The sequence below is a fragment of the Pseudomonas sp. FP2300 genome, from assembly GCF_030687595.1.
Lineage (GTDB): Bacteria > Pseudomonadota > Gammaproteobacteria > Pseudomonadales > Pseudomonadaceae > Aquipseudomonas > Aquipseudomonas bijieensis.
This window is the reverse complement of record NZ_CP117440.1, coordinates 4,750,179-4,771,149: the sequence shown is the minus strand read 5'-3', so window position 1 is coordinate 4,771,149 and position 20,971 is coordinate 4,750,179. Positions and strand designations below refer to the sequence as shown.

18 protein-coding genes and 1 pseudogene are annotated in these 20,971 nt (G+C 63.0%); 12 read left to right on the top strand and 7 right to left on the bottom strand.

Annotated elements, in window-relative coordinates:
- Positions 1–133: 133 nt before the first annotated feature.
- The 4 genes from PSH86_RS21050 to PSH86_RS21035 all read left to right on the top strand — a co-directional run bounded on the left by PSH86_RS21050 (position 134) and on the right by PSH86_RS21035 (position 4,850).
- A complete protein-coding gene (locus PSH86_RS21050) occupies positions 134–574 on the top strand; it encodes a carboxymuconolactone decarboxylase family protein (protein WP_249015358.1) in 441 nt (146 codons plus the stop codon).
- 218 nt (positions 575–792) lie between these two features.
- Positions 793–1,293 (top strand): sigma-70 family RNA polymerase sigma factor, encoded by a 501-nt coding sequence (locus tag PSH86_RS21045; protein ID WP_305484697.1) that lies wholly within the window; start codon positions 793–795, stop codon positions 1,291–1,293.
- A 37-nt stretch (positions 1,294–1,330) separates the two neighbouring features.
- Positions 1,331–2,314: a FecR family protein gene (locus PSH86_RS21040; RefSeq protein WP_305484695.1), complete on the top strand. Its 984-nt coding sequence runs from the start codon at positions 1,331–1,333 to the stop codon at positions 2,312–2,314.
- Between the two features lie 97 nt (positions 2,315–2,411).
- Positions 2,412–4,850 carry a TonB-dependent receptor gene (locus PSH86_RS21035; RefSeq protein WP_249015354.1) on the top strand — a complete coding sequence of 813 codons (2,439 nt, stop codon included), beginning with the start codon at positions 2,412–2,414 and terminating at the stop codon, positions 4,848–4,850.
- 241 nt (positions 4,851–5,091) lie between these two features.
- On the opposite strand, the gene PSH86_RS21030 is transcribed toward PSH86_RS21035, so the two are convergent.
- Positions 5,092–6,243: an MFS transporter gene (locus tag PSH86_RS21030; RefSeq protein WP_109754573.1), complete on the bottom strand. Its 1,152-nt coding sequence runs from the start codon at positions 6,241–6,243 to the stop codon at positions 5,092–5,094.
- Positions 6,244–6,413: 170 nt separating this feature from the next.
- On the opposite strand from PSH86_RS21030, the gene PSH86_RS21025 reads away from it, so the two are divergent.
- On the top strand, positions 6,414–7,406 hold the full coding sequence (locus PSH86_RS21025) for a diaminopimelate epimerase (protein ID WP_305484693.1): 993 nt from the start codon (positions 6,414–6,416) through the stop codon (positions 7,404–7,406).
- A 194-nt stretch (positions 7,407–7,600) separates the two neighbouring features.
- Here PSH86_RS21025 and codA read toward each other — a convergent pair whose 3' ends face one another.
- From codA to PSH86_RS21000, 5 genes are all read right to left on the bottom strand, one after another.
- Positions 7,601–8,848 carry a cytosine deaminase gene (gene codA, locus PSH86_RS21020; RefSeq protein WP_116833058.1) on the bottom strand — a complete coding sequence of 416 codons (1,248 nt, stop codon included), beginning with the start codon at positions 8,846–8,848 and terminating at the stop codon, positions 7,601–7,603.
- A 12-nt stretch (positions 8,849–8,860) separates the two neighbouring features.
- Positions 8,861–10,132: a cytosine permease gene (codB, locus tag PSH86_RS21015; RefSeq protein ID WP_116833057.1), complete on the bottom strand. Its 1,272-nt coding sequence runs from the start codon at positions 10,130–10,132 to the stop codon at positions 8,861–8,863.
- A 266-nt stretch (positions 10,133–10,398) separates the two neighbouring features.
- Entirely contained in the window at positions 10,399–11,214 is an 816-nt protein-coding gene (locus PSH86_RS21010) for an alpha/beta fold hydrolase (protein ID WP_305484690.1), read from the bottom strand.
- A 256-nt stretch (positions 11,215–11,470) separates the two neighbouring features.
- Positions 11,471–11,827, bottom strand: coding sequence for a 6-carboxytetrahydropterin synthase QueD (gene queD, locus PSH86_RS21005; RefSeq protein ID WP_025212792.1), 357 nt, complete (start codon positions 11,825–11,827; stop codon positions 11,471–11,473).
- Between the two features lie 83 nt (positions 11,828–11,910).
- The gene (locus tag PSH86_RS21000) at positions 11,911–12,990 is read right to left on the bottom strand and encodes a hypothetical protein (RefSeq protein ID WP_109754578.1); all 1,080 of its coding nucleotides are present in this window, start codon (positions 12,988–12,990) and stop codon (positions 11,911–11,913) included.
- A gap of 246 nt (positions 12,991–13,236) precedes the next feature.
- On the opposite strand from PSH86_RS21000, the gene PSH86_RS20995 reads away from it, so the two are divergent.
- The 7 genes and pseudogenes from PSH86_RS20995 to PSH86_RS30695 all read left to right on the top strand — a co-directional run bounded on the left by PSH86_RS20995 (position 13,237) and on the right by PSH86_RS30695 (position 19,314).
- A complete protein-coding gene (locus PSH86_RS20995; RefSeq protein ID WP_109754579.1) occupies positions 13,237–13,545 on the top strand; it encodes a PepSY domain-containing protein in 309 nt (102 codons plus the stop codon).
- Entirely contained in the window at positions 13,545–13,856 is a 312-nt protein-coding gene (locus tag PSH86_RS20990) for a PepSY domain-containing protein (RefSeq protein WP_109754580.1), read from the top strand. Before PSH86_RS20995 ends, PSH86_RS20990 begins: the two co-directional genes overlap by 1 nt.
- A complete protein-coding gene (locus PSH86_RS20985; RefSeq protein WP_109754581.1) occupies positions 13,856–14,524 on the top strand; it encodes a response regulator transcription factor in 669 nt (222 codons plus the stop codon). The genes PSH86_RS20990 and PSH86_RS20985 overlap by 1 nt, the downstream gene beginning before the upstream one ends.
- Complete coding sequence (locus PSH86_RS20980; protein ID WP_116833055.1) at positions 14,521–15,834, top strand: sensor histidine kinase; 1,314 nt, start codon at positions 14,521–14,523, stop codon at positions 15,832–15,834. Before PSH86_RS20985 ends, PSH86_RS20980 begins: the two co-directional genes overlap by 4 nt.
- 255 nt (positions 15,835–16,089) lie before the next feature.
- The gene (locus tag PSH86_RS20975) at positions 16,090–17,406 is read left to right on the top strand and encodes a Na+/H+ antiporter family protein (protein ID WP_162893913.1); all 1,317 of its coding nucleotides are present in this window, start codon (positions 16,090–16,092) and stop codon (positions 17,404–17,406) included.
- Positions 17,407–17,493: 87 nt separating this feature from the next.
- Positions 17,494–18,408 (top strand): annotated as a pseudogene (locus PSH86_RS30700) (cache domain-containing protein); the annotation flags it as partial.
- Positions 18,409–18,492: 84 nt separating this feature from the next.
- A complete protein-coding gene (locus PSH86_RS30695) occupies positions 18,493–19,314 on the top strand; it encodes a methyl-accepting chemotaxis protein (RefSeq protein WP_370873826.1) in 822 nt (273 codons plus the stop codon).
- A 292-nt stretch (positions 19,315–19,606) separates the two neighbouring features.
- Here the strand turns inward: PSH86_RS30695 and yegQ are convergent, their stop codons facing one another.
- The gene (gene yegQ / locus PSH86_RS20965) at positions 19,607–20,938 is read right to left on the bottom strand and encodes a tRNA 5-hydroxyuridine modification protein YegQ (RefSeq protein WP_305490381.1); all 1,332 of its coding nucleotides are present in this window, start codon (positions 20,936–20,938) and stop codon (positions 19,607–19,609) included.
- Positions 20,939–20,971 lie beyond the last annotated feature (33 nt).

The following is a 20,971-nucleotide window of genomic DNA, read 5'->3' as shown; positions in this document are numbered from 1 at the left end:
CATCGCGGGCAAGCCTTGCTCCCACAATCCCCTGGGTCTTCATTGGCCACCCGAACTTCCCAACAATTGGCTATTTGTACCGCGCCACTGCACGGCTAACTTAGCGCTACACCCAATTGTCCTGGAGTTCACCATGCAACCGCGTATCGATTTCTACACCGCTTCCCCCGACGCTTTCAAAGCCATGCTGGCCCTGGAAACCGCCGTCTCGAAACTGGGCCTGGAGAAGTCCCTGCTGGAGCTGGTCAAGCTGCGTTCCTCGCAGATCAACGGCTGCGCCTTCTGCATCGACATGCACACCGCCGACGCCCGCAAGGACGGCGAGACCGAACGCCGCTTGTACGCCGTGACCGCATGGCGCGAAGCGCCGTTCTTCACGGGCCGTGAACGCGCCGCCCTGGCCTGGACCGAAGCCCTGACCCGCCTGAGCGACACCCACGCGCCAGACGCCGACTACACCCTGTTGAGCGAGTATTTCAGCCCTAAGGAAATGGTCGACCTGACGGTGGCGATCAACGCCATCAACGGCTGGAACCGTCTGGCGGTGGGGTTTCGCAAGATGCCTGAGGCCTGAGACCTCTTGCACCAGAAAACCTGTGGGAGCGAGCCTGCTCGCGATAGCGGTCTGACAGTTCATGCATCACTGACTGACACACCGCCATCGCGAGCAGGCTCGCTCCCACAAGGATCAATTCCAGACTTTAAAGCTTCGGACGACAGGCACCGCAATCCGTTTGCTTCTCCTTAATAGTAACCATTACTATTCACGCCCCGTTCCCACAGCGCGCCGTGATGACCCCCAAGCTGCCCCGCAGACCCGGCTTTTTCGAGCATTACGAAGAGTTGATCGGCACCTGGACCCGTCGCCTGCGCAATCGCCAGCAGGCCGAGGACCTGGCCCATGACACCTTCGTGCGGGTGCTTGAGTCCGATTCGAGCGGGGTCGAGCAGCCACGGGCCTATTTGCATCAGACGGCGCGCAACATTGCAGTGGATGGCTATCGGCGCGAAGATCGACGGGGGGCCATGGAAGAGGCTGTCATCGACCTTGGTCAGTCGTTTTCGGGCGACCCGGAGCACTTCATGCACGCGATCCAACTGGCGGACTCCATCGAGCGGGCGCTTGCCGAGCTGCCGGCCAACTGCCGCACGGTGTTCGTCTGGCAGAAGATCGAGGGCCTGACCCAGGCGGAGATCGCCGAGCGCCTGGGCCTGTCCAAGAACATGGTGGAAAAGTATATGATCCGCACCCTGCGGCATCTGCGCGATCGTCTGGACGGGCCTGGCCAATGATCCGTCGCCATCTTCCACCCGAGCCACAGGACCTTCCATGATGGATAGCCGTGAATGCCCGTGCGGGCAGGACAGGGTTCGCGACGCGGCGGCGCAATGGTTCGTACGTTTGCAAGCACCTGCCATGAGTGTCGAGGAGCGCCAGCGCTTCGAAGCCTGGCTGGACGAGCATCCCAACCACCGCGACGAAATCCAATTGCTGCAGGGGATCTGGAGCGCCACGGACCTGTTGCCCAAGGAACGCCTGCGAGCGTTGTGCGAAGCTCCTGCCAAACGTTCCCCGCGTCGGCCTCTGTTGCGTTATGCGGTCGCCGCCGGGTTGTTCGCGGCGGCGCTTGGTTTGGGGTTGTTCAGCGGCTTGAGTTCTTCCACCGACTACAGCGGCGAATATGCCACCGCCTTCGGTGAGCGTCGGCATATCGCCTTGCCCGACGGCTCGGTGATCGACCTCAACAGCCGCAGCCGGGTGCGTATTCAATTCGCACACCGTCAACGCCGAGTGGAGTTGGCCGAAGGCGAGGCGTTGTTCACGGTCGAGCATGACGCCGGCCGGCCATTCACGGTCGATGCGGGCAACGGTCAGGTAACGGTAACCGGGACGCGCTTTGACGTGCGCCGCGATGCCGACAAGACCCGGGTGGCGGTGGAGCAGGGCAGCGTCAAGGTCCAGGGACGCGATGCACCGCGAACCCAGTACGTCAGTCTTACGCCGGGCCTTGGCACCCAGATCGATGCCCAGGGCAAAGTCGCCACACCTTACGCGGTCAACGCCGAGGCGCTCACCGCCTGGCGCAACGGCAAACTGGTGTTCAATAACGCGCCGCTGAAGGAAGTGGCTGAAGAAGTCTCCCGTTATCGCGCCAACCCCCTGCGGGTCGGCAGTGCGGCGGTGGGTAACTTGCGCCTGACCAGCGTGTTCCGTTCCGACGATCCCGAGGCTCTGCTCAAGGCCCTGCCGAGCATTCTGCCGGTGGCCGTGCGCACCCTGGATGACGGCAGCCAAGAAATAATTGCGCGATAGATTCAGGTTTTTTTCGAGTTCTTCGTCTTCTTGTCCAACTGCAACTGGTTTGCATTAACAGACGCGTATTCTTGCGATCAACAGGACAAGGTTCGACGTGAAAAAAACCGCCAAAAACAACAATCGTAGCCCCGCACGCTGGCTGCCACTGGCCCTGACCCTGGCGGTCAGCGCCGCGCTGCCCCAGGCGTTCGCCGATCAGTCCGCCACCGCCATTCACATCCAGGCGCAGCCGTTGGGCCAAGCCTTGAGCCAGCTCGGCCAGCAAACCGCGTTGCAAGTGTTCTTCAGCCCCGAACTGGTGGCCGGCAAGCAAGCCCCGGCGGTGGACGGCAACCTGTCCCCGGAAGCGGCCTTGCGCCAATTGCTCCAGGGTAGCGGCCTGCAATACCAGATCGATGACGGTTCGGTGACCGTTCTGCCGGCACCCTCGGCATCCAATGCGGGCCCGATGGAGCTGGGCGCCACTGAAATCCAGGTGGTCGGCGATTGGCTCGGCGATGCCAACGCCGAAGTGGTGCAGAACCATCCCGGCGCGCGCACGGTGATCCGCCGCGAAGCAATGGTGGAGCAGGGCGCCATGAACGTCGGTGATGTGCTGCGGCGCGTGCCGGGTGTGCAGGTGCAAGACGCCAACGGCACCGGCGGCAGCGACATTTCCCTGAACGTCGGCGTGCGTGGCCTCACCTCGCGCTTGTCGCCGCGCTCCACAGTGTTGATCGACGGCGTGCCGGCAGCGTTTGCGCCCTACGGCCAGCCACAGTTGTCCATGGCGCCGATCTCCTCGGGCAACCTGGACAGCATCGACGTGGTGCGCGGCGCCGGATCCGTGCGCTACGGGCCACAGAACGTCGGCGGGGTGATCAACTTCGTGACCCGGGCGATTCCGGAAAAAGCCACCGGCGAAATCGGCACCACCCTGGAAACTTCCCAACGCGGTGGCTGGAAGCACATCGACACGGCGTTCCTCGGCGGCACCGCCGACAACGGCCTGGGCGTGGCACTGTTGTATTCGGGCGTCAACGGCAATGGTTATCGCCGAAGCAACAACGACAACGACATCGACGACGTCATCCTCAAGACCCATTGGGCGCCCACCGATGTGGACGATTTCTCGCTGAACTTCCATTACTACGACGCCAAGGCCGACATGCCCGGCGGCCTGACCCAGGAGCAGTATGACGCCGACCCGTACCAGTCCGACCGTGACTGGGACAACTTCAGCGGGCGCCGCAAGGATGTGTCGTTCAAGTGGTTGCGCCAGATCGACGATCGCACCCAGGCCGAAGTGCTGACCTACTACTCCGACAGCTACCGTGGCAGCACCATCGCCTCCCGGGACCAGCGCAACCTGGCCTCCTACCCGCGCACCTATTACACCTTCGGCATTGAGCCTCGGGTGTCCCACGTGTTCGACCTGGGGCCAACCACCCAGGAAGCCAGCGTCGGCTATCGCTACCTCAAGGAAGGCATGCACGAAGAAGCCAGCCGCCTGGCGTTGCGTAACAACGAACCGGTGGTGCGTCCGGGCTCCGACGGTCACGTTTACCAGGACCGCACTGGCGGCACTGAAGCTCACGCGGTCTACATCGATGACAAGATCGATATCGGCAAATGGACCATCACCCCGGGTATCCGCTTCGAAAGCATCAGCACCGAGTGGCACGATCGCCCCGTGCTCGACACCGCCGGTCGCCCCGTGCAGGAAAAACGCCGCAGTATCGACAGCAACGAACCGCTGCCGGCCCTGAGCGTGATGTATCACCTGTCCGATGCGTGGAAGCTGTTCGCCAACTACGAGACGTCGTTCGGTAGCCTGCAATACTTCCAGCTCGGCCAGGGCGGCGACGGCAACAACACCGCCAGCGGTCTGAGCCCGGAAAAGGCCAAGACCTACGAGATCGGTACGCGCTACAACGATGACGTGTGGGGCGGGGAAGTGACGCTGTTCTACATCGACTTCGACGACGAGTTGCAGTACATCAGCAACGACGTGGGCTGGACCAACCTGGGCGCGACCAAGCACCAGGGCCTGGAAGCTTCGGTGCATTACGACATGGCCGCGCTCGACCCACGTCTCGAAGGCCTCACCGCCAACGCCGGTTTCACCTACACCCGGGCGACTTACGAAGGCGAGATTCCAAGCTTCAAGGGCCGCGACCTGCCGTTCTATTCCCGTCAGGTGGTGAACCTGGGCCTGCGCTATGACGTCAACCGCTGGACCTACAACCTCGATGCCTTCGCCCAGTCGAAACAGCGCTCGCCGGGTACCGGCGTGAACGCCGATGGCAGTTTCAGCGGTGACTACATCACCGACGGCACCGCTGACGGGCAGTACGGCGACATGCCGGGCTATGTGCTCTGGAACGTGCGCGCCGGCTACGACTTCGGCGAGCAACTGTCGAACCTGAAAGTCGGCGCCGGGGTGAAGAACCTGTTCGATCACCAGTACTACACCCGCTCCAGCGACAACAACTCGGGTATTTATGTGGGGGCACCGCGTACGTTCTTTGTGCAGGCCAGTGTGGGGTTTTGATCGAAGATCAGGCCCTGTGGCTTGGAACACAATGCCAGGGGCCGAAATACAATCCCAGGGGCTGAGTGACCATCCTGTGGCGAGGGAGCTTGCTCCCGTTCGGCTGCGAAGCAGTCGTAAACCAGTGGATGCGGTGTGCCTGAGGCTCCGCATTCAGCAGGTTTTGGGGCCGCTTCGCGGCCCAGCGGGAGCAAGCTCCCTCGCCACAGGTTTACTGGCTAGCCTAGGCTCCTTGTAGGCCTCAGACCTTCAACACTTTCCCACTGGCCGCCACCGCCACCAGCGACAGCGCAATCAGCCCAAAGGCAAAGCTCAAGCTGCTGCCATGGGCGACGAAGCCGATCAGCGCCGGGCCGGCGAGGATGCCGGCATAGCCGATGGTGGTGATGGCCGGTACGGCGATGGCTTCCGGCATCAGGGTCTGTTTGCCGACGGCGGTGTACAGCACCGGGACGATGTTCGAGCACCCGGCGCCCACCAACGCATAGCCCAGTAGCGCGGCTTGCCACATCGGTGCGAGGGTTGCCAGCAGGAACCCGGCTGCCGCGATCGATCCGCCATAGATGATCACGCGTTTGGCGCCCAGGCGATGCACCACCGAGTCGCCGGTCAGTCGGCCGACGGTCATGGTCAGCGCGAAGGCGGCATAACCCAGCCCGGCATAGGCGGTATCCACCGCGCGTTCGCTGGTCAGGAACACGGCGCTCCAATCCAGCACCGCGCCTTCGGCGAGGAATACGATGAAGCACAGGATGCCAATGAACAGCACCACTCCGTGGGGAATTGCAAACGCCGGGCCCGAGCTTTCACTGCCATAAGGCAACAGGTGCGGCGCAGCCTTGAACAATGCCACCAGCAGCACCGCGTTGACCACCAGCGTCGCCCCCAGCGGCGAAAGCCCCAGGCCGAGCAGGGCGCTCACACCGGCCGCGCCAATGATCCCGCCGAGGCTGAACATGCCGTGGAAGCCCGACATCATGGTCTTGCCACTGGCCCGCTCGACGATTACCGCTTGCAGGTTCACGGTCGAGTCCACGGTGCCGAGGCCGGCGCCAAACAGGAACAATGCCGCCACCAACCAGGGCAGGGAGGTCATCGTCGCCAGCAACGGCAACGCCAGGCAGATCAGAAGCGTGCCCCCGCTGAGCACTCGCCGGCAGCCGAACCGCGCGGCCAGCGCACCGGCAATCGGCATCGCCAGGATCGATCCCACCCCGAGGCACAGCAACAGCAAACCGAGGGTGCCTTCGTCCAGGTTTGCCCGCACCTTGGCGTATGGCACCAGTGGTGCCCAGGCGGCGATGCCGATGCCGGCGATGAGATAGGCGATGCGGGTGGACATCTGTTCCAGGCGTCCGGGAACAAAGGTTGGCGGAGGGGTGATGGCAGTCATGAATCGTCCTTGGCTTGCGTGTGGTGCGCTGGTGCGGGCAGGGAGCCTATGCTTGCATATCCACTGACCGCACCGCGACCCCAAGGTGCCGATCAAAGCGCAGGCTTTGCTCCCACAGCCTGTGCCAGCATAAAGTACCGGCCCTTGCTGGCTGATTTCGGGTCTGGTCCATGACGCAGTTTTATGATGCACGCGGCAATATTTATGGCGTCGTTTCCCCGCGACAGGTGCGTGACCACGGTATCGACCTGCCGCCGTCGGCCGCCCTCGCTGCACAGCGGCGCGAGTCCTGGGCCTTGGCTGCCGTGCATGCCTTCTGCAGTTGGTCGCCGGGTGAAGCACCGCCGGATGCCAAGGACCACCGCAGCGATGGGCTGTTGATCGGCCCGTTCCAGAGCGAACCACCCTTTGACGTTTTGATCGTCAACACTGACGGCACCCTGGCCGAGCGCAGCGGCAACGGCTTGACGATTTTCTCCCAGGCGCTGAAAGAGCAAGGCTTGATGCCGGGCGAGGGGGATTGCTTGTTGCAGGTGCACCATGACAAACACCAGGGCTTGTCGCCGCTGCACACGTCGGTGCGGTCAGCTGAGTTCGAGGGTGTGCAGGGCTTCTGGCTGGACTTGGGAAAACCCCTGTTTGGACCTCAGGCCGTCGCTGCCCAAAGCGTGGAGCGCGTGGTGTTCAATCAGCGTGAGGTCAGTCGGGTGGCGGTGCTCCATGGGTTGAACCCGGCATGGGGCAACAGTCAATTCGTGAACATTGGCAATCCGCATTGCGTGACCCTGGTGGAAGGGGCCGAGGCGCTGCCGAGCAATGCGCAAATGCGTGCTTCGCCATTGTCGCAACGCCTGACCCGTATCGCTTATGCCGCGCCCGCAGGGGCCGGGATGCCGTGCCCGGCGGGGGTGAATCTGCAATGGGCCTGGCGCGAGGCCGAAGGGCGGATCGTTGCCCGGGTATTCGAGCGGGGCGAAGGTCCCACTGCGTCCTCGGGCACCAGCGCCAGCGCGGTGGCCAGTGCTGCGTGGCGGGTGGGTTGGGTGCAGGCTGGGCCGGTGAGTGTGGTGATGCCGGGGGGGACTGCGCCGATTTTGTTGGAAGAAGAGGCTGGTGAGCTGGTTCGGGTCAGGTTGTTTGGTACGGCGCAGCTTGTGTCCTAGAAAATCTGGAGTTCCGCAGTGCGGCTAATGACGCCATCGCGAGCAGGCTCGCTCCCACAATTTTGAGCTTCAGCGGGCACGAATTTGTGTACGACACAAACCCTCTGTGGGAGCGAGCCTGCTCGCGATAGCGGCAGGTCAGTGACCTCAATATCAACTGATGGACACCAAGCTCACTCTCACAACGAGGTGCATCAGCCCAACGGCTGCGCGAACTCCACCACCGGCATCTGCCGCTTCATCAGCACTTCACCGTTGCGAATCGAGTACAGCGGCAAACCCTGGCTGCGGATCACTTCGTAGTCGCTGTCCGCCGACAGGATCAGCAGGTTCGCCGGCCGCCCCGGTTCCAGCCCGTAGCGCTCGCCCAGGGCCATGGCCTTGGCGCTGTTGTCGGTGACCAGGTCGAGGGCGCTTTGCAGGTTGCGGTAACCGAGCATGTGGCAGATGTGCAACCCGGCTTCGAGGACCCGCAGGATGTTGCCGTTGCCCAGCGGGTACCACGGGTCGACGATGGAATCCTGGCCGAAGCACACGTTCATCCCGGCTTCGAGCAGTTCATTGACTCGGGTGACGCCGCGGCGTTTGGGGAAGGTATCGAAGCGCCCTTGCAGGTGAATGCTCTCGGTGGGGCAAGAGACGAAGCTGATGCCCGAATGCCCGAGCAGGCGGAACAGCTTGGCGCAGTAGGCATTGTCGTAGGAGCCCATGGCCGTGGTGTGGCTGGCCGTGACCCGCGCACCCATGTCGCGACTGCGGGCTTCTTCGGCGAGCACTTCGAGAAAGCGCGAGTGTGGGTCGTCGGTTTCGTCGCAATGCACATCCACCAGGCAGCCGGTGCGTTCGGCCAGGTCCATCAGGAACTTCACCGAGCTGACGCCCTGGTCGCGGGTGTACTCGAAATGCGGAATGCCGCCCACCACGTCGGCGCCCATGCGGATCGCTTCTTCCATCAGCTCGCGGCCGTTGCGGTAGGACTCGATGCCTTCCTGGGGAAACGCGACGATCTGCATGTCGATCAGGTGACGACTTTCCTCGCGCACTTGCAGCATCGCCTTGAGGGCCGTGAGTTCGGGATCGGTCACGTCGACGTGGGTGCGTACATGCTGGATGCCATGGGCGGCCAGGGCCTGGATGGTTTTCTTGGCGCGGGTGCTGGTGTCTTCCTGGGTGATGGTGGCCTTGCGTTCGCCCCAGCACTCGATGCCTTCGAACAGCGTGCCGCTCATGTTCCAGCGCGGCTCGCCGGCGGTGAGGGTCGCGTCCAGGTGAATGTGCGGTTCGACGAAAGGCGGGACCACCAGGTTGCCGCCGGCGTCGAGGTCGTCCGGGCCGAGGCTGGGGGCCTCGGTCTGGCGGGCGATGTTGGCAATCAGGCCGTTTTCCAGGTGCAGTTCATGCAAGCCTTCGCGGTTGCGTAGGCGGGCGTTGATGATGTGCATCAGGCGAGTCCTTTATAAGTCTTGTAGTGGTGCGTCAGCGGTGCGAGTACCCATTGCGCCGATCAATAGCACATACGTTAGCGCGCCGGCAGCGATTCCTACCAGCGGCGCGACCCATGGCGAATTGAACGCGGCGACGGTGCCGACCCCATAGGCCAACAGCCCGGGCCAATTGAACGCCGGCAACTGCGCTTCGGCCAGGCGTGGATAACGACCGCGCCAGCGGAAGAAGAAATCGGCCATGATCACCCCGCCAATGGGCGGGATCACCGTGCCCAGCAGAATCAGGTAGGGCACCAGCATGTCGTACATGCCCAGCAGGGCCAGCAGCGTGCCGATCACCGCGCCGCCGAGGGTTACGGTTTTGCGCCGGCGGGTGCGCAGCAGGTTGCAACCGGCCACGGCGAAGTTGTAGATGGTGTTGTCCTGGGTGCTCCAGATGTTGAGCAGCAGCATCGCCATCGCTGCCATGGCGAAGCCCTGCAACAGCAGCACTTCGACCACGTCCGGCTGTTGATAGACGATGGCCCCGTAGGCGCCGATCAGCACCATCAGGCCATTGCCGAGGAAGAAGCCGATCAGGCTCGCCAGCACCGCGACCTTCGCCGAGCGGGAGAACCGCGTCCAGTTGGTCGCCTGGGTCGCGCCGCTGACGAAGGTGCCGAACACCAGTGTGATGGCGGTGGACCAGTCGAGGCTGCCCGTCGGCACCACCGCCAGCAAACCCTCGAAGCCGCCGACCTTCACCGTCGCGACCCACATCGACAGCATCAGCAGCAACATCATGGCTGGCACGGCGAGGTACGAGAGGATTTCCAGCCCGCGATAACCGACATAGGCCGTGGCACAGAACCCCATGCCGAACAGCACCATCAACCACAACACGGTGCCCTGGCCCAACTCGAAGTACTTGCCCAGCACCACCGCCGCCGTCGCCGTGCCCCAGGCGTACCAGCCGATCTGGGTGAAGCCCAGGATCAGGTCACTGAGCTTGCTGCCCACCTCGCCGAAACAGAAACGCCCCATCAACACCGAATTGAGCCCGCTCTTGAAGGCAATGTAGCCCAGGCCTGCCGCATACAGGCCCAGCAGCAGGTTGCCAATCACAATCACCGTGAGCATCTCGGCAAAACCGAACGCCACGCCCAGCTTGCCACCGGCAAACATCGTCGCGGTGAAAAAGGTGAAGCCCAGCAGCACCATGGCCGTGGAGGCCAGGCCCTTGCGGGCATGCATCGGAACTTCGCTCAAGGGGTAGTCGTTGCCTGGATCGTTCTGAGTCATGGGGGCGGTCCTTGCGGATGAGGGGAATATCGCAAGCGTGCAGCGGCCGTGCCAAACGAGTGATCGCGAGGTTATTTATAGACAATCCTGGAGATTGGGTGGGCGAAGGAGGGCGAAAGCGGTGCGGTGGTGATTCAAGTTGGAACACAGATCTCATTGTTCATGAAAGTCCCCTGTGGGAGCGAGCCTGCTCGCGATAGCGTCGGATCAGCCACATCGAAGTCAACTGGTACATCGCTATCGCGAGCAGGCTCGCTCCCACAGGTTCAGGTCAAAAAGCGCAACACCGCCACGGCGATGTCCTGCGGCGCATCTTCCTGAACCAGGTGCCCGGCGTTCGGAACCGGGTGCAACTGCGCGCCCGGAATTAGTTTGTGCAAGGCCCGGCCACGCTCGATGGGGATCCACTGGTCATCCTCGCCCCACAGTATCTGGGTCGGGCAGCGCACGTTTGGGTACAGGCCCTCGACCTCGCGGGTATAACGCTCGTCCATCTGCGCAATCTGCCGGTAGAACGCCGCCTGGCCCGGCTCGCCAAGCCACGGCTGTACATAAGGCGCCAGTTCTGCGTCCGTAATAGCGCGCTTGATCGCGCCGCGGATATAGGCCGGCACGATGGCCCGCTGAATGTAGTCGGGCAGGCCGTTGAAGGCTGTTTCATGCTGGCGTACGTGTTGAACAAAAGGCGAACCCCAGGGCGACAGCGCCACCGGATCGATCAGGGTCAGGCTGCGGTAGTCCTTGCCATTGAGCAGGTGCGTGCGCAGGGCCGTGGCACCGCCAAAGTCATGGGCCACCACGTCCGGGCAATCCAGGCCCCAGTGCTCCAGCAATTGCGCGAGCAGTTGATTTTGCACGCCGAGGGACACATCGGCATCGGGTTGCGCTGACTGGCCATAACCCAGCAGGTCGAAGTAATGCACCCTGTGGGTGGTGAAGAACAGCGGAGCGATCCGGTGCCACACGTAGGAAGAGAAGGGCGTGCCGTGGACAAACACCAGCGGCGGGCCGTCGCCGTGGATGGCGTAGCGGATGGGGTGTCCGTTGAAGTCGTAGGTCTGATCCAGCGGCCAGTGGGTCATGATCGATACTCCCCTGAAAATGGCTCAGGGGACCAAGCATAGGCCAATGCTGGCGGGACGGGGAAACACCCATTGTGGCGAGGGAGCTTGCTCCCGCTGGGCCGCGAAGCGGCCCTCAAACCTGAGGTTGCGGTGTATCAGGTTGAATCGAGTCGCTGCTTTTGGGGCTGCTTCGCAGCCCAGCGGGAGCAAGCTCCCTCGCCACAGAAGCTCCTTTGCCACAAAAGGCTCCCGAGCCAGGAAGCAGCACCTGTCCCTATTCGCCGTGATAGATGCAACCGCTGGTGCAGGTCTCATGGATGCGGATGGCGCTGAGTTCCGGCAGCAACGGCTTCAATTCATTCCAGATCCACTTGGCCAGGACTTCGCTGGTGGGGTTTTCCAGGCCAGGGATGTCGTTGAGGTAGTTGTGGTCCAGGCGCTCGTAGAGCGGCTTGAAGATCGCCTTGATCTCCGAGAAATCGCGAATCCAGCCGGTATGCGGGTCAATGTCGCCGCTCAGGTGGATCGCCACCTTGAACGAGTGACCGTGAAGGCGGCCGCACTTGTGGCCCTCTGGTACGTGGGGCAGGCGGTGGGCGGATTCGAAAGTAAACTCTTTGAAGATTTCCACAGGTTCGGGCTCTTTTAGATAGCGGTCGCGAGGCAGGCGGCGGAGTTTATCAGTTTGATAACGGCGTTGCGCGAGCGTGCTGACTAAAGGGTCAGCAAACGCTCGCCCAGGCCACCGTTGGCTGCCAGTTCAAGAAACTCGTCACCGAGCCGGCGGCTCTCGTCCATTGCCGTGCGCCAATATTTGCGGCGGCTCGGGTCATCGCCCATGAAGCGCTTGAAGTCGTTGCGGTCCGGCAGTTTGCCGTAGGGCAGGCGCGCCAGGTATTCCCGGGACGGTGCCAGCAACAGCACGTCCTGCAGGCGGTCGACGTTGCCCCGGCGCCACGGCAGGCCCTTGTCGAACCAGCCGGGGATGACCCGGTCGGTGAAGTGCGGATACAGCACGATGTCCTCGCCGCTGTACGGCAGGTCGAGGTGGTAGTCCAGCAAGCCGCCATCGCGGTAGGTGCCGGCACCGGCGCCCGGCAGGTCGCGCACGCCCTCCATGATCATCGGGATCGAGCCCGAGGCCAGCAGGGCCTGGCGCAGGTTGCCAGCGGCCAGGGGCACGAAGCGCGACGGAAAGTCATTCAACGGATGCAGGGGCGGGGCCAGGCGCGGGTCATGGATGATCAACCGTTCGAAATGCCGCGACAGCCGCGCACGGCCTCGCAGGTTGTCGGCGATCACCGATGACAACCCCAGGCCCAGCCGGCCGCGATGATCCTGGGCGAGCAGGCCGTGGCTCTTGACCACCATGATATTGAGCCGGTATCGCGGGTTATCGAGGATCGAAGTGTCGCGCCCTTCGAGCAAGTCATCGAGCATGCGCTGCGAGCTCTGGCTGACCCCGGCCATGGTCACGCCTTTGGCGAAGCTTTGTTCGTTGTACAGGGTGCCCAGGCGCCGGATTCCTTCGGCGGCGTCTGGCAGGCAGGCACTGGCGAAGCGCCAGGCGCCCACCGAGGCGCCGATCAGCGAGCGTTCCCGCGGCGCGGCTGGCAGCCATTGGCCGAACAGCGCCAGGTCCAGTCCCTGGATACCCAAGGCCTTGGGACCACCGGCGGCGCCCGGCAGGATGCCGACGTCGGCGGCGTTCAGGCCGGCCTGGCGAATCCGCCCGAAGGCACGGGGGCCGGCCTTGAGGGTAAGGGCGGGGAACTTGATGTGGATGGCGGTCATACCGGCCTCGAATGCAAACAAGCGGACAATTATAGCGACACAAAACCCTGTGGGAGCGAGCTTGTTCCGGGCGGCGTTCCGACGATGGCGGTCTGTCAGTTGATATTGATGTGACTGAGCTGGCGCTATCGCGAGCAAGCTCGCTCCCACACACTATTGATGTGGGTTCCATGATGGCCATTCAGTTTCAGTTAAGTTCACCCCGATACAGTCCCCCGGCAAAGATTATAAAAAAGGAGACAACCCATGAACCGCCTGACTGCCTTTTTCATCGCGACCCTCATGGCCCTCGGCGCTGGCCTGGCTCACGCACGAGACCTCAACAACGACGAAGCCCGCAAACTGCGAGACGCTGGTACCATTCTGTCCACTGAAAAACTCGACGCCATTGCCCTGGCCAAACACCCTGGCGCCACCTTGACCGATACCGAACTGGAAGAGGAGTACGGCAGGTACATTTACCAGGTGGATCTGCGCGATACGAAGGGCATTGAGTGGGACCTGGAATTGGACGCCACCAACGGCGAGGTACTCAAGAATCATCAGGATACGTAATGAAGCTTAATCTGCGCGCCCATAGTCGATGGGCGCTGGCGCTGTTGGCGTTTTGTTCGCTGGCCGTAGCCCGGGACCTGGACCAGGACGAGGCCCTGCAACTGCGCCAGCAAGGCGTGATCCTGCCGCTGGAGCAATTGCTGCAACAGGCGCTGGACCTGCATCCCGGCGCCAAACTTCTGGAAGCCGAGTTGGAGGAGAAACACGGCGTCTATATTTATGAGGTCGAGTTGCTGGACACCGACGGCGTCGTGCGCGAGTTGGACCTGGAGGCCGCGACCGGCCGCTTACTCAAAGATAAGGAAGACTGATGCGCCTGCTTCTGGTGGAAGATCACGTGCCCCTGGCGGACGAATTGATGGCGGGGCTGACACGACAGGGCTATGCCGTCGATTGGCTCGCCGATGGTCGCGATGCGGTGTACCAGGGCAGCAGTGAGCCCTACGACCTGATTATCCTCGACCTTGGCCTGCCGGGTGTGCCGGGGCTGGAGGTACTGGCCCAGTGGCGCGCCGGCGGCCTGGCCACACCGGTGCTGATCCTCACTGCCCGCGGGTCCTGGGCCGAGCGCATCGAAGGCCTCAAGGCCGGTGCCGACGATTACTTGACCAAACCTTTTCACCCCGAAGAACTGCACTTGCGGATCCAGGCGTTGCTGCGCCGTTCCCATGGTCAGGTCAACCAGCCGACGCTGAAGTCGGCCGGGCTGCACCTGGATGAAGGGCGACAATGCGTGGTCCGCGACGGCACCGACATCCAGCTCACGGCCGCCGAGTTTCGCCTGTTGCGCTATTTCATGCTGCATCCCGAGCAGATCCTTTCCAAAAGTCATCTTGCCGAACACCTGTACGACGGTGAGACCGAGCGCGACTCCAACGTGCTGGAAGTCCACGTCAATCACCTGCGACGCAAGCTGGGACGCAGCGTCATCGAAACCCGTCGCGGCCAGGGCTACCTGTTCGGCGGGCAGGCGCAGTGAGATCCATCCAGCGACGCCTGAGCCTGGGCCTGATCGGTGTGATGGTGGTGGTCGGCCTGGTGCTGGCGCAGACCAGCCTGTGGCTGTTCGAACTGGGCTTGCAGCGTTATCTGGAAGCGGGCCTGCGCAACGACAGCGAGAACCTGCTGGTGGCCCTGGTGCGCGGCCCGCAGGGTTTGCAATTGGATGAGCGACGTTTGTCGCCGGCCTATCAGCGACCTTTTTCCGGACATTATTTCCGCATCGATTTTGCCGATGTGCACTGGCGCTCCCGTTCCCTGTGGGACCAGGAATTGCCCCGGCTCGACCACCCGGGCCTGCACAGCAACCTGCAACTGGGCCCCGAGGGCCAGAAGCTGCTGGTGCTGCGTACCGACTATCGGCGGCTCGGCCAGGCGATTTCCATCAGCGTGGCCCAGGACTACACGCCGGTGCGTGACAGTTTCCGAAGGATGCAGCAGGTTGGCCTCGGGCTCGGGTTGGCGGGGCTGCTGCTGATCCTGTTGCTGCAACGCATCACCGTGCGCCGCGCCTTGCGTCCGCTGGACCGGGCCCGGGAGCAGATTGCCCAGTTGCAGCGCGGGCAGCGTTCGCAACTCGACGAACAGGTGCCACGGGAGCTGGAGCCGCTGGTGACACAAATCAACCATCTGCTGGCCCACACCGAAGACAGCCTCAAGCGTTCACGCAACGCCCTGGGCAACCTCGGCCATGCCTTGAAAACCCCGCTGGCAGTGCTGCAAAGCCTGGCTTCGAACGAAAAGCTCGACCCGTATCCCGAGTTGCGCAAGCTGTTGCTCGAGCAATTGGAGCAGGTCCGGCAGCGCTTGAACCGCGAACTCAACCGCGCCCGCCTGTCCGGCGATGCCTTGCCCGGCGCGCATCTGGACTGCGACGCCGAACTGCCAGGATTGCTGGCCACGTTGAACATGATCCACGGCGAACACCTGCACCTGAGCTACGTCGCCCCGCCAGGCATGCACCTGCCCTGGGACCGTGAGGACCTGCTGGAATTGCTCGGCAACCTGCTGGACAACGCCTGCAAATGGGCCGACGCCGAGGTACGCCTGACCATGACCGAAACAGCCGAGGGCTTCAGCCTGGCCGTGGAGGACGACGGCCCGGGCATCCCCAAGGACCGCCGCGACCAGGTGTTCAGCCGGGGCACGCGGCTGGACGAACAGACCGATGGACACGGCCTGGGCCTGGGCATCGTGCGGGACATCGTCGACACCTGGGGCGGCCTGCTGGCGTTGGACGACAGTGAATGGGGTGGGTTGAAGGTGGTGATCGAATTGCCCAAGCGCTGACAGCTATTTCATGGCCTCCCTGTGGAGTGAGCCTGTGGGAGCAAAGCTTGCTCGCGATAGCATTTTTTTGGCCAACACAGATGTTGTAGGTGACGACGTCATCGCGAGCAAGCTTTGCTCCCACAGATCCCCCTCATACAGGGGGGCGAGACTTGAAAACCCGCCCCACGGCCCTTGCAGCTTGCCGCCGCTTGCTGCAAAGTCGCGACCTTTTTGTCCGGTGGCTTTCCATCGCTGTGCTTTGAGGTAACGATGATAAATGCAGTAATTGCTGCGGTAGGCGTCATGCTGGTACTCAGCCTGTCCCGCGTGCATGTGGTGATCGCGCTGATTATCGGCGCGTTGGTGGGTGGTCTGACAGGCGGCCTGGGGATCGAGGCGACGCTCAAGGCGTTCAATGCCGGCCTGGGTGGCGGTGCGACGGTGGCGTTGTCCTATGCCTTGCTCGGAGCCTTCGCCGTGGCGATTGCCAAGTCCGGCATGGCCCATGCCCTGGCCGACAAAGCCTTGGCCCTGGTGGATCGCCAGGATGCCGCTGGCGGCTCGGGCGTCAAGTGGGTCCTGATTGGTCTGCTGGGAACGGTCGCGGTCGCCTCCCAGAACATTTTGCCGATCCATATTGCCTTCATCCCGCTGCTGGTGCCGCCACTTCTCTATGTGCTGACCAAGTTGCAACTGGACCGCCGGTTGATCGCCTGCGTCATGACCTTCGGCCTGATCACGCCCTACATGTTCCTGCCGGTGGGGTTCGGCAATATCTTCCTCAACGAAATCCTGCTGGCCAACATCGCCCGCAGCGGTGTGGACGTCAGCGGCATCAACGTTACTCACGCCATGGGCATTCCGGCGCTGGGCATGGTGTTCGGCTTGCTGTTGTCGTTGTTCTCCTACCGCAAGAAACGCGTCTACGACCTGAAGAAAATTGCCCGGGTCGAGCAAGTGGCCGTGCGCTACAACCCGCTGAGCCTGATGGTGGCCGGGTTTGCGGTGGCGGCGGCGTTCGCGGTGCAGCTACTGGTGGACTCGATGATCATCGGCGCCCTGGTCGGGTTCCTGATTTTCTCGCTCTCGGGAGTGGTGCGCTGGCGCGAAACCGACGACCTGTTCACCGAAGGCATGAAAATGATGGCGATGATTGGCTTCATCATGATCGCCGCCTCGGGGTTCGCCGAAGTGATGAAGGCCACCGGTGAAGTCCAGAGCCTGGTGGAAACCTCGGCGGCCTGGATCGGCCACAACAAGGGCATCGGTGCGCTGATGATGTTGTTGGTGGGGCTGCTGGTGACCATGGGCATCGGCTCGTCGTTTTCCACGGTGCCGATCCTGGCGACGATTTTCGTGCCGCTGTGCCTGCAACTGGGCTTCAGCCCGCTGGCGATCGTCTGCATCGTCGGCACCGCCGGCGCCCTGGGCGATGCCGGTTCGCCCGCCTCGGACTCGACCCTGGGCCCGACCTCCGGCCTGAACATCGACGGCCAGCACCATCACATCTGGGACACCGTGGTCCCGACCTTCATTCACTACAACCTGCCGTTGCTGGCGTTTGGCTGGGTGGCGGCGATGGTGTTGTAATCCGAGACGGCGTTGCCTGCATCGCGAGCAGGCTCGCTCCCACAGGGGACTTGCAGTGGACACAACATCTGTGAACACCTCAATCCAATGTGGGAGCGAGCCTGCTCGCGATGGGGCCCTCCAGATTCAATACCTCCCTCAAGCCTTGTTCACTTTGTCCTACAGTTTTGCCGTGCCTTGCCGTTAATACAGCTAACCACGCCAATAACACCAACAAGAGTGAACAGCATGCGCCTGAGCCTGAAGGCTAAAGTCCTGTCCCTTGCGATACTGCCGGTATTGCTGTCCGCCGTGATCATCAGCCTGACCACGGCTTTCATCTTGAAGGAACAAGCTGGCAAAGAAGTCCAGCAGACTCGCGAACGCCTGCTCAGCGAGGCCAAGGCCACGCTGCAGAACTACGTGGCGGTGGGCCTTACCGCCATCAAGCCGCTGTACGATGCCGCAGCTGCGGGCGATAACGAGACACGCGCCCAGGCGATCAAGCTGCTGTCGAATATCAGTTACGGCAAGGACGGTTATTTCTTCGGCTACGACTCCGAGACCATTCGTCTGTTCAAGGCCAACAGCCCCGATGGCGTGGGCAAGAGTTTCAAGGACAACCGCGACCCGAACGGTGTCTACGTCAACCGTGACCTGGTGAAAGTCGCCAAGGATGGCACGCATTACCTGGAATACAGTTCGCCGCTGCCCGGCAGCAAGGACCTGGTGCCCAAGCTCGGCTACACCGAGTACCTGCCCAAGTGGGACCTGGCGGTCGGTAGCTCGGTCAACCTGGACGGCATCGAAGCCCAGGTGGCGCTGGTGGAAGCCAAGGTCCACGATCGCCTGCAAGGCGTGATCTTGAGCATCGTCGGGATCGCCGCGGTGGTGTTGCTGGTGATTGCGGTGGTGGGCCTGGTGCTCGCCAATACGATCCTGCGTCCCCTGCACCTGATGAAAGACAACCTCGACGACATCGCCGCGGGTGAGGGCGACCTGACCCGTCGCCTGGCCATCACCAGCCAGGACGAACTCGGTCAGTTGGCCGGTTCGTTCAACCGCTTCGTCGACAAGATCCACGGCCTGGTGCGGCAGATCACCGACATGACCTCGCAACTGACCGGCCTGGTGACGCAAGTCTCCGAACAGGCCCAGCGCTCCGAGCAGGCCATGGAGCGCCAGCGCCACGAAACCGATCAGGTCGCCACGGCGATCAACGAGATGTCCTCGGCTGCCCAGGAAGTCGCCCGCAGTGCCCAGGGCGCCGCTGTCGCGGCCCAGCAGACCGACGAGGAAGGGCAGTCGGCCAAGCGCGTGGTGGCTGGCAGCATCCAGCAGATTCATGCGTTGGTGAACGATATTCGTAGCAGCGGCGTGTCCCTGGACAGCTTGCAGCAGGACGTGGCCTCGATTGTCAGTGTGCTCGGGGTGATTCGTTCGATCGCCGAGCAGACCAACCTGCTGGCCCTCAACGCCGCTATCGAGGCCGCGCGTGCCGGGGAAGCGGGGCGTGGCTTCGCCGTGGTGGCCGATGAAGTACGGGCCCTGGCCAGCCGGACCCAGCAGAGCACTCAGGAAATCCAGGGCATGATCGACCGCCTGCAATCAGGCACCCATGCGGCGGTGGAAGCGATGCGCCGTTCCAGTGAGGCCGGCGATGGCACCTCGGAACGGGCCAACGAGGCGGGTGCTTCCCTGGACACCATGGCGCAGTTGATCGGCACCATCAATTCGATGAACGCCCAGATCGCCAGCGCTGCCGAGGAACAGACCGCAGTGGCCGAAGAAATCAACCGCAGCGTGCATCAGATCGCTGTGGCGGTGGACAGTGTCGCCGACGAAACCCAGCTCGGCGCCCAGACCTCCCGCAGCCTGGCCGACCTGGGCCAGCGCCTGGGCCAACTGGTGGGGCAGTTCCGGATCTGATCCCGTCGCAGCAGGAGCTGCCGAAGGCTGCGATCTTTCGCTCTCGATCCAGATGTTTTCGCCTGGGTTACCAGGCCTTATCGGAAGCGGAGGATCGCAGCCTTCGGCAGTTCCTGCCGGGCACGGCAGGCCATCCCCAACCCTGTGGGAGCGAGCTTGCTCGCGATGACAACTTCCAGCCGAGCGCAGTTGTGGCGAGGGAGCTTGCTCCCGCTGGGTTGCGAAGCAGCCCCAAACGCTTGGGACCGCTGCGCGCTCCAGCGGGAGCAAGCTCCCTCGCCACGAATGGATTTCAGGCGGGCGCTCCCTGCACATCCCGCATCAACAACCCAAACCGCAAATCCACCGCATCCGGAATCGGCACGTACACCACATGCCCATCCCCCGGCGCCACCTCGATGCTCTGGCCTTTGACGTCCTGCAACTGATGCAGGTCGAAGTGGAAGTTGCCCTTGGGGGTCATCAGTTCCATGTGGTCGCCCAGGCCAAAACGGTTTTTCACCCGTACTTCGGCCAGGCGTTCGCGACGTTCGCCGGTCAGTTCGCCGACGAACTGCTGGCGCTCCGACACCGAGCTGCCGTTCTGGTAGTTCTGGTACTCGTCGTGCACGTGGCGTCGTAGAAAACCTTCGGTGTAGCCGCGCTGGGCCAGGGACTCCAGGTCGGTCATCAGGCTGCGATCGAATTCCCGGCCGGCCACCGCGTCATCGATGGCCCGGCGATAGACCTGGGTGGTGCGCGCGCAATAAAAGTGCGATTTGGTCCGGCCTTCGATCTTCAACGAATGCACGCCCATGCGCGCCAGCCGCTCCACGTGCTGCACCGCTCGCAGATCCTTGGCATTCATGATGTAGGTGCCATGCTCGTCCTCGAAGGCCGGCATGGCGTCTTCCGGGCGGTTGGCTTCATGGAGCAAAAACACCTGGTCGGTGGGCGCGCCGAGGCCCAGGGTCGGTTCCGGCTGACAGGTTTGCACAATGTCGCCCACGACGTTTTCCACCGCCGGCTGCGCCGAATATTTCCAGCGACAGGCATTGGTGCAACTGCCCTGGTTGGCATCGCGCTTGTTCAAGTAGCCGGACAGCAGGCAGCGCCCGGAATAAGCCATGCACAACGCGCCATGGACGAACACTTCCAGTTCCATGGCCGGCACCTGCTCGCGGATCTCGGCGATTTCCTCCAGGGACAGCTCCCGGGACAGGATGATCCGGCTCAAGCCCTGTTGCTGCCAGAACTCGACGCTCGCCCAGTTCACGGTATTGGCCTGCACCGACAGGTGGATCGGCATCTGCGGGAAGTGTCGGCGCACCAGCATGATCAGCCCCGGGTCGGACATGATCAGCGCGTCCGGCGCCATGGCGATCACCGGCTCCAGATCCTTGAGGAAGGTCCGCAGCTTGGCGTTGTGCGGGGCAATGTTCACCACCACGTAGAAGCGCTTGCCCATGGCTTGGGCCTCGGCAATACCCAAGGCCAGGTTCGCGTGGTCGAATTCGTTGTTGCGCACCCGCAGGCTATAGCGCGGCTGACCGGCGTACACCGCATCGGCACCGTAGGCGAAGGCGTAGCGCATGTTTTTCAGGGTGCCGGCGGGAGCGAGCAGTTCGGGGGCGGCGAGGGTCATGGTGGCGTCAGGTCGCAAAAAGCGGCGAGGGTA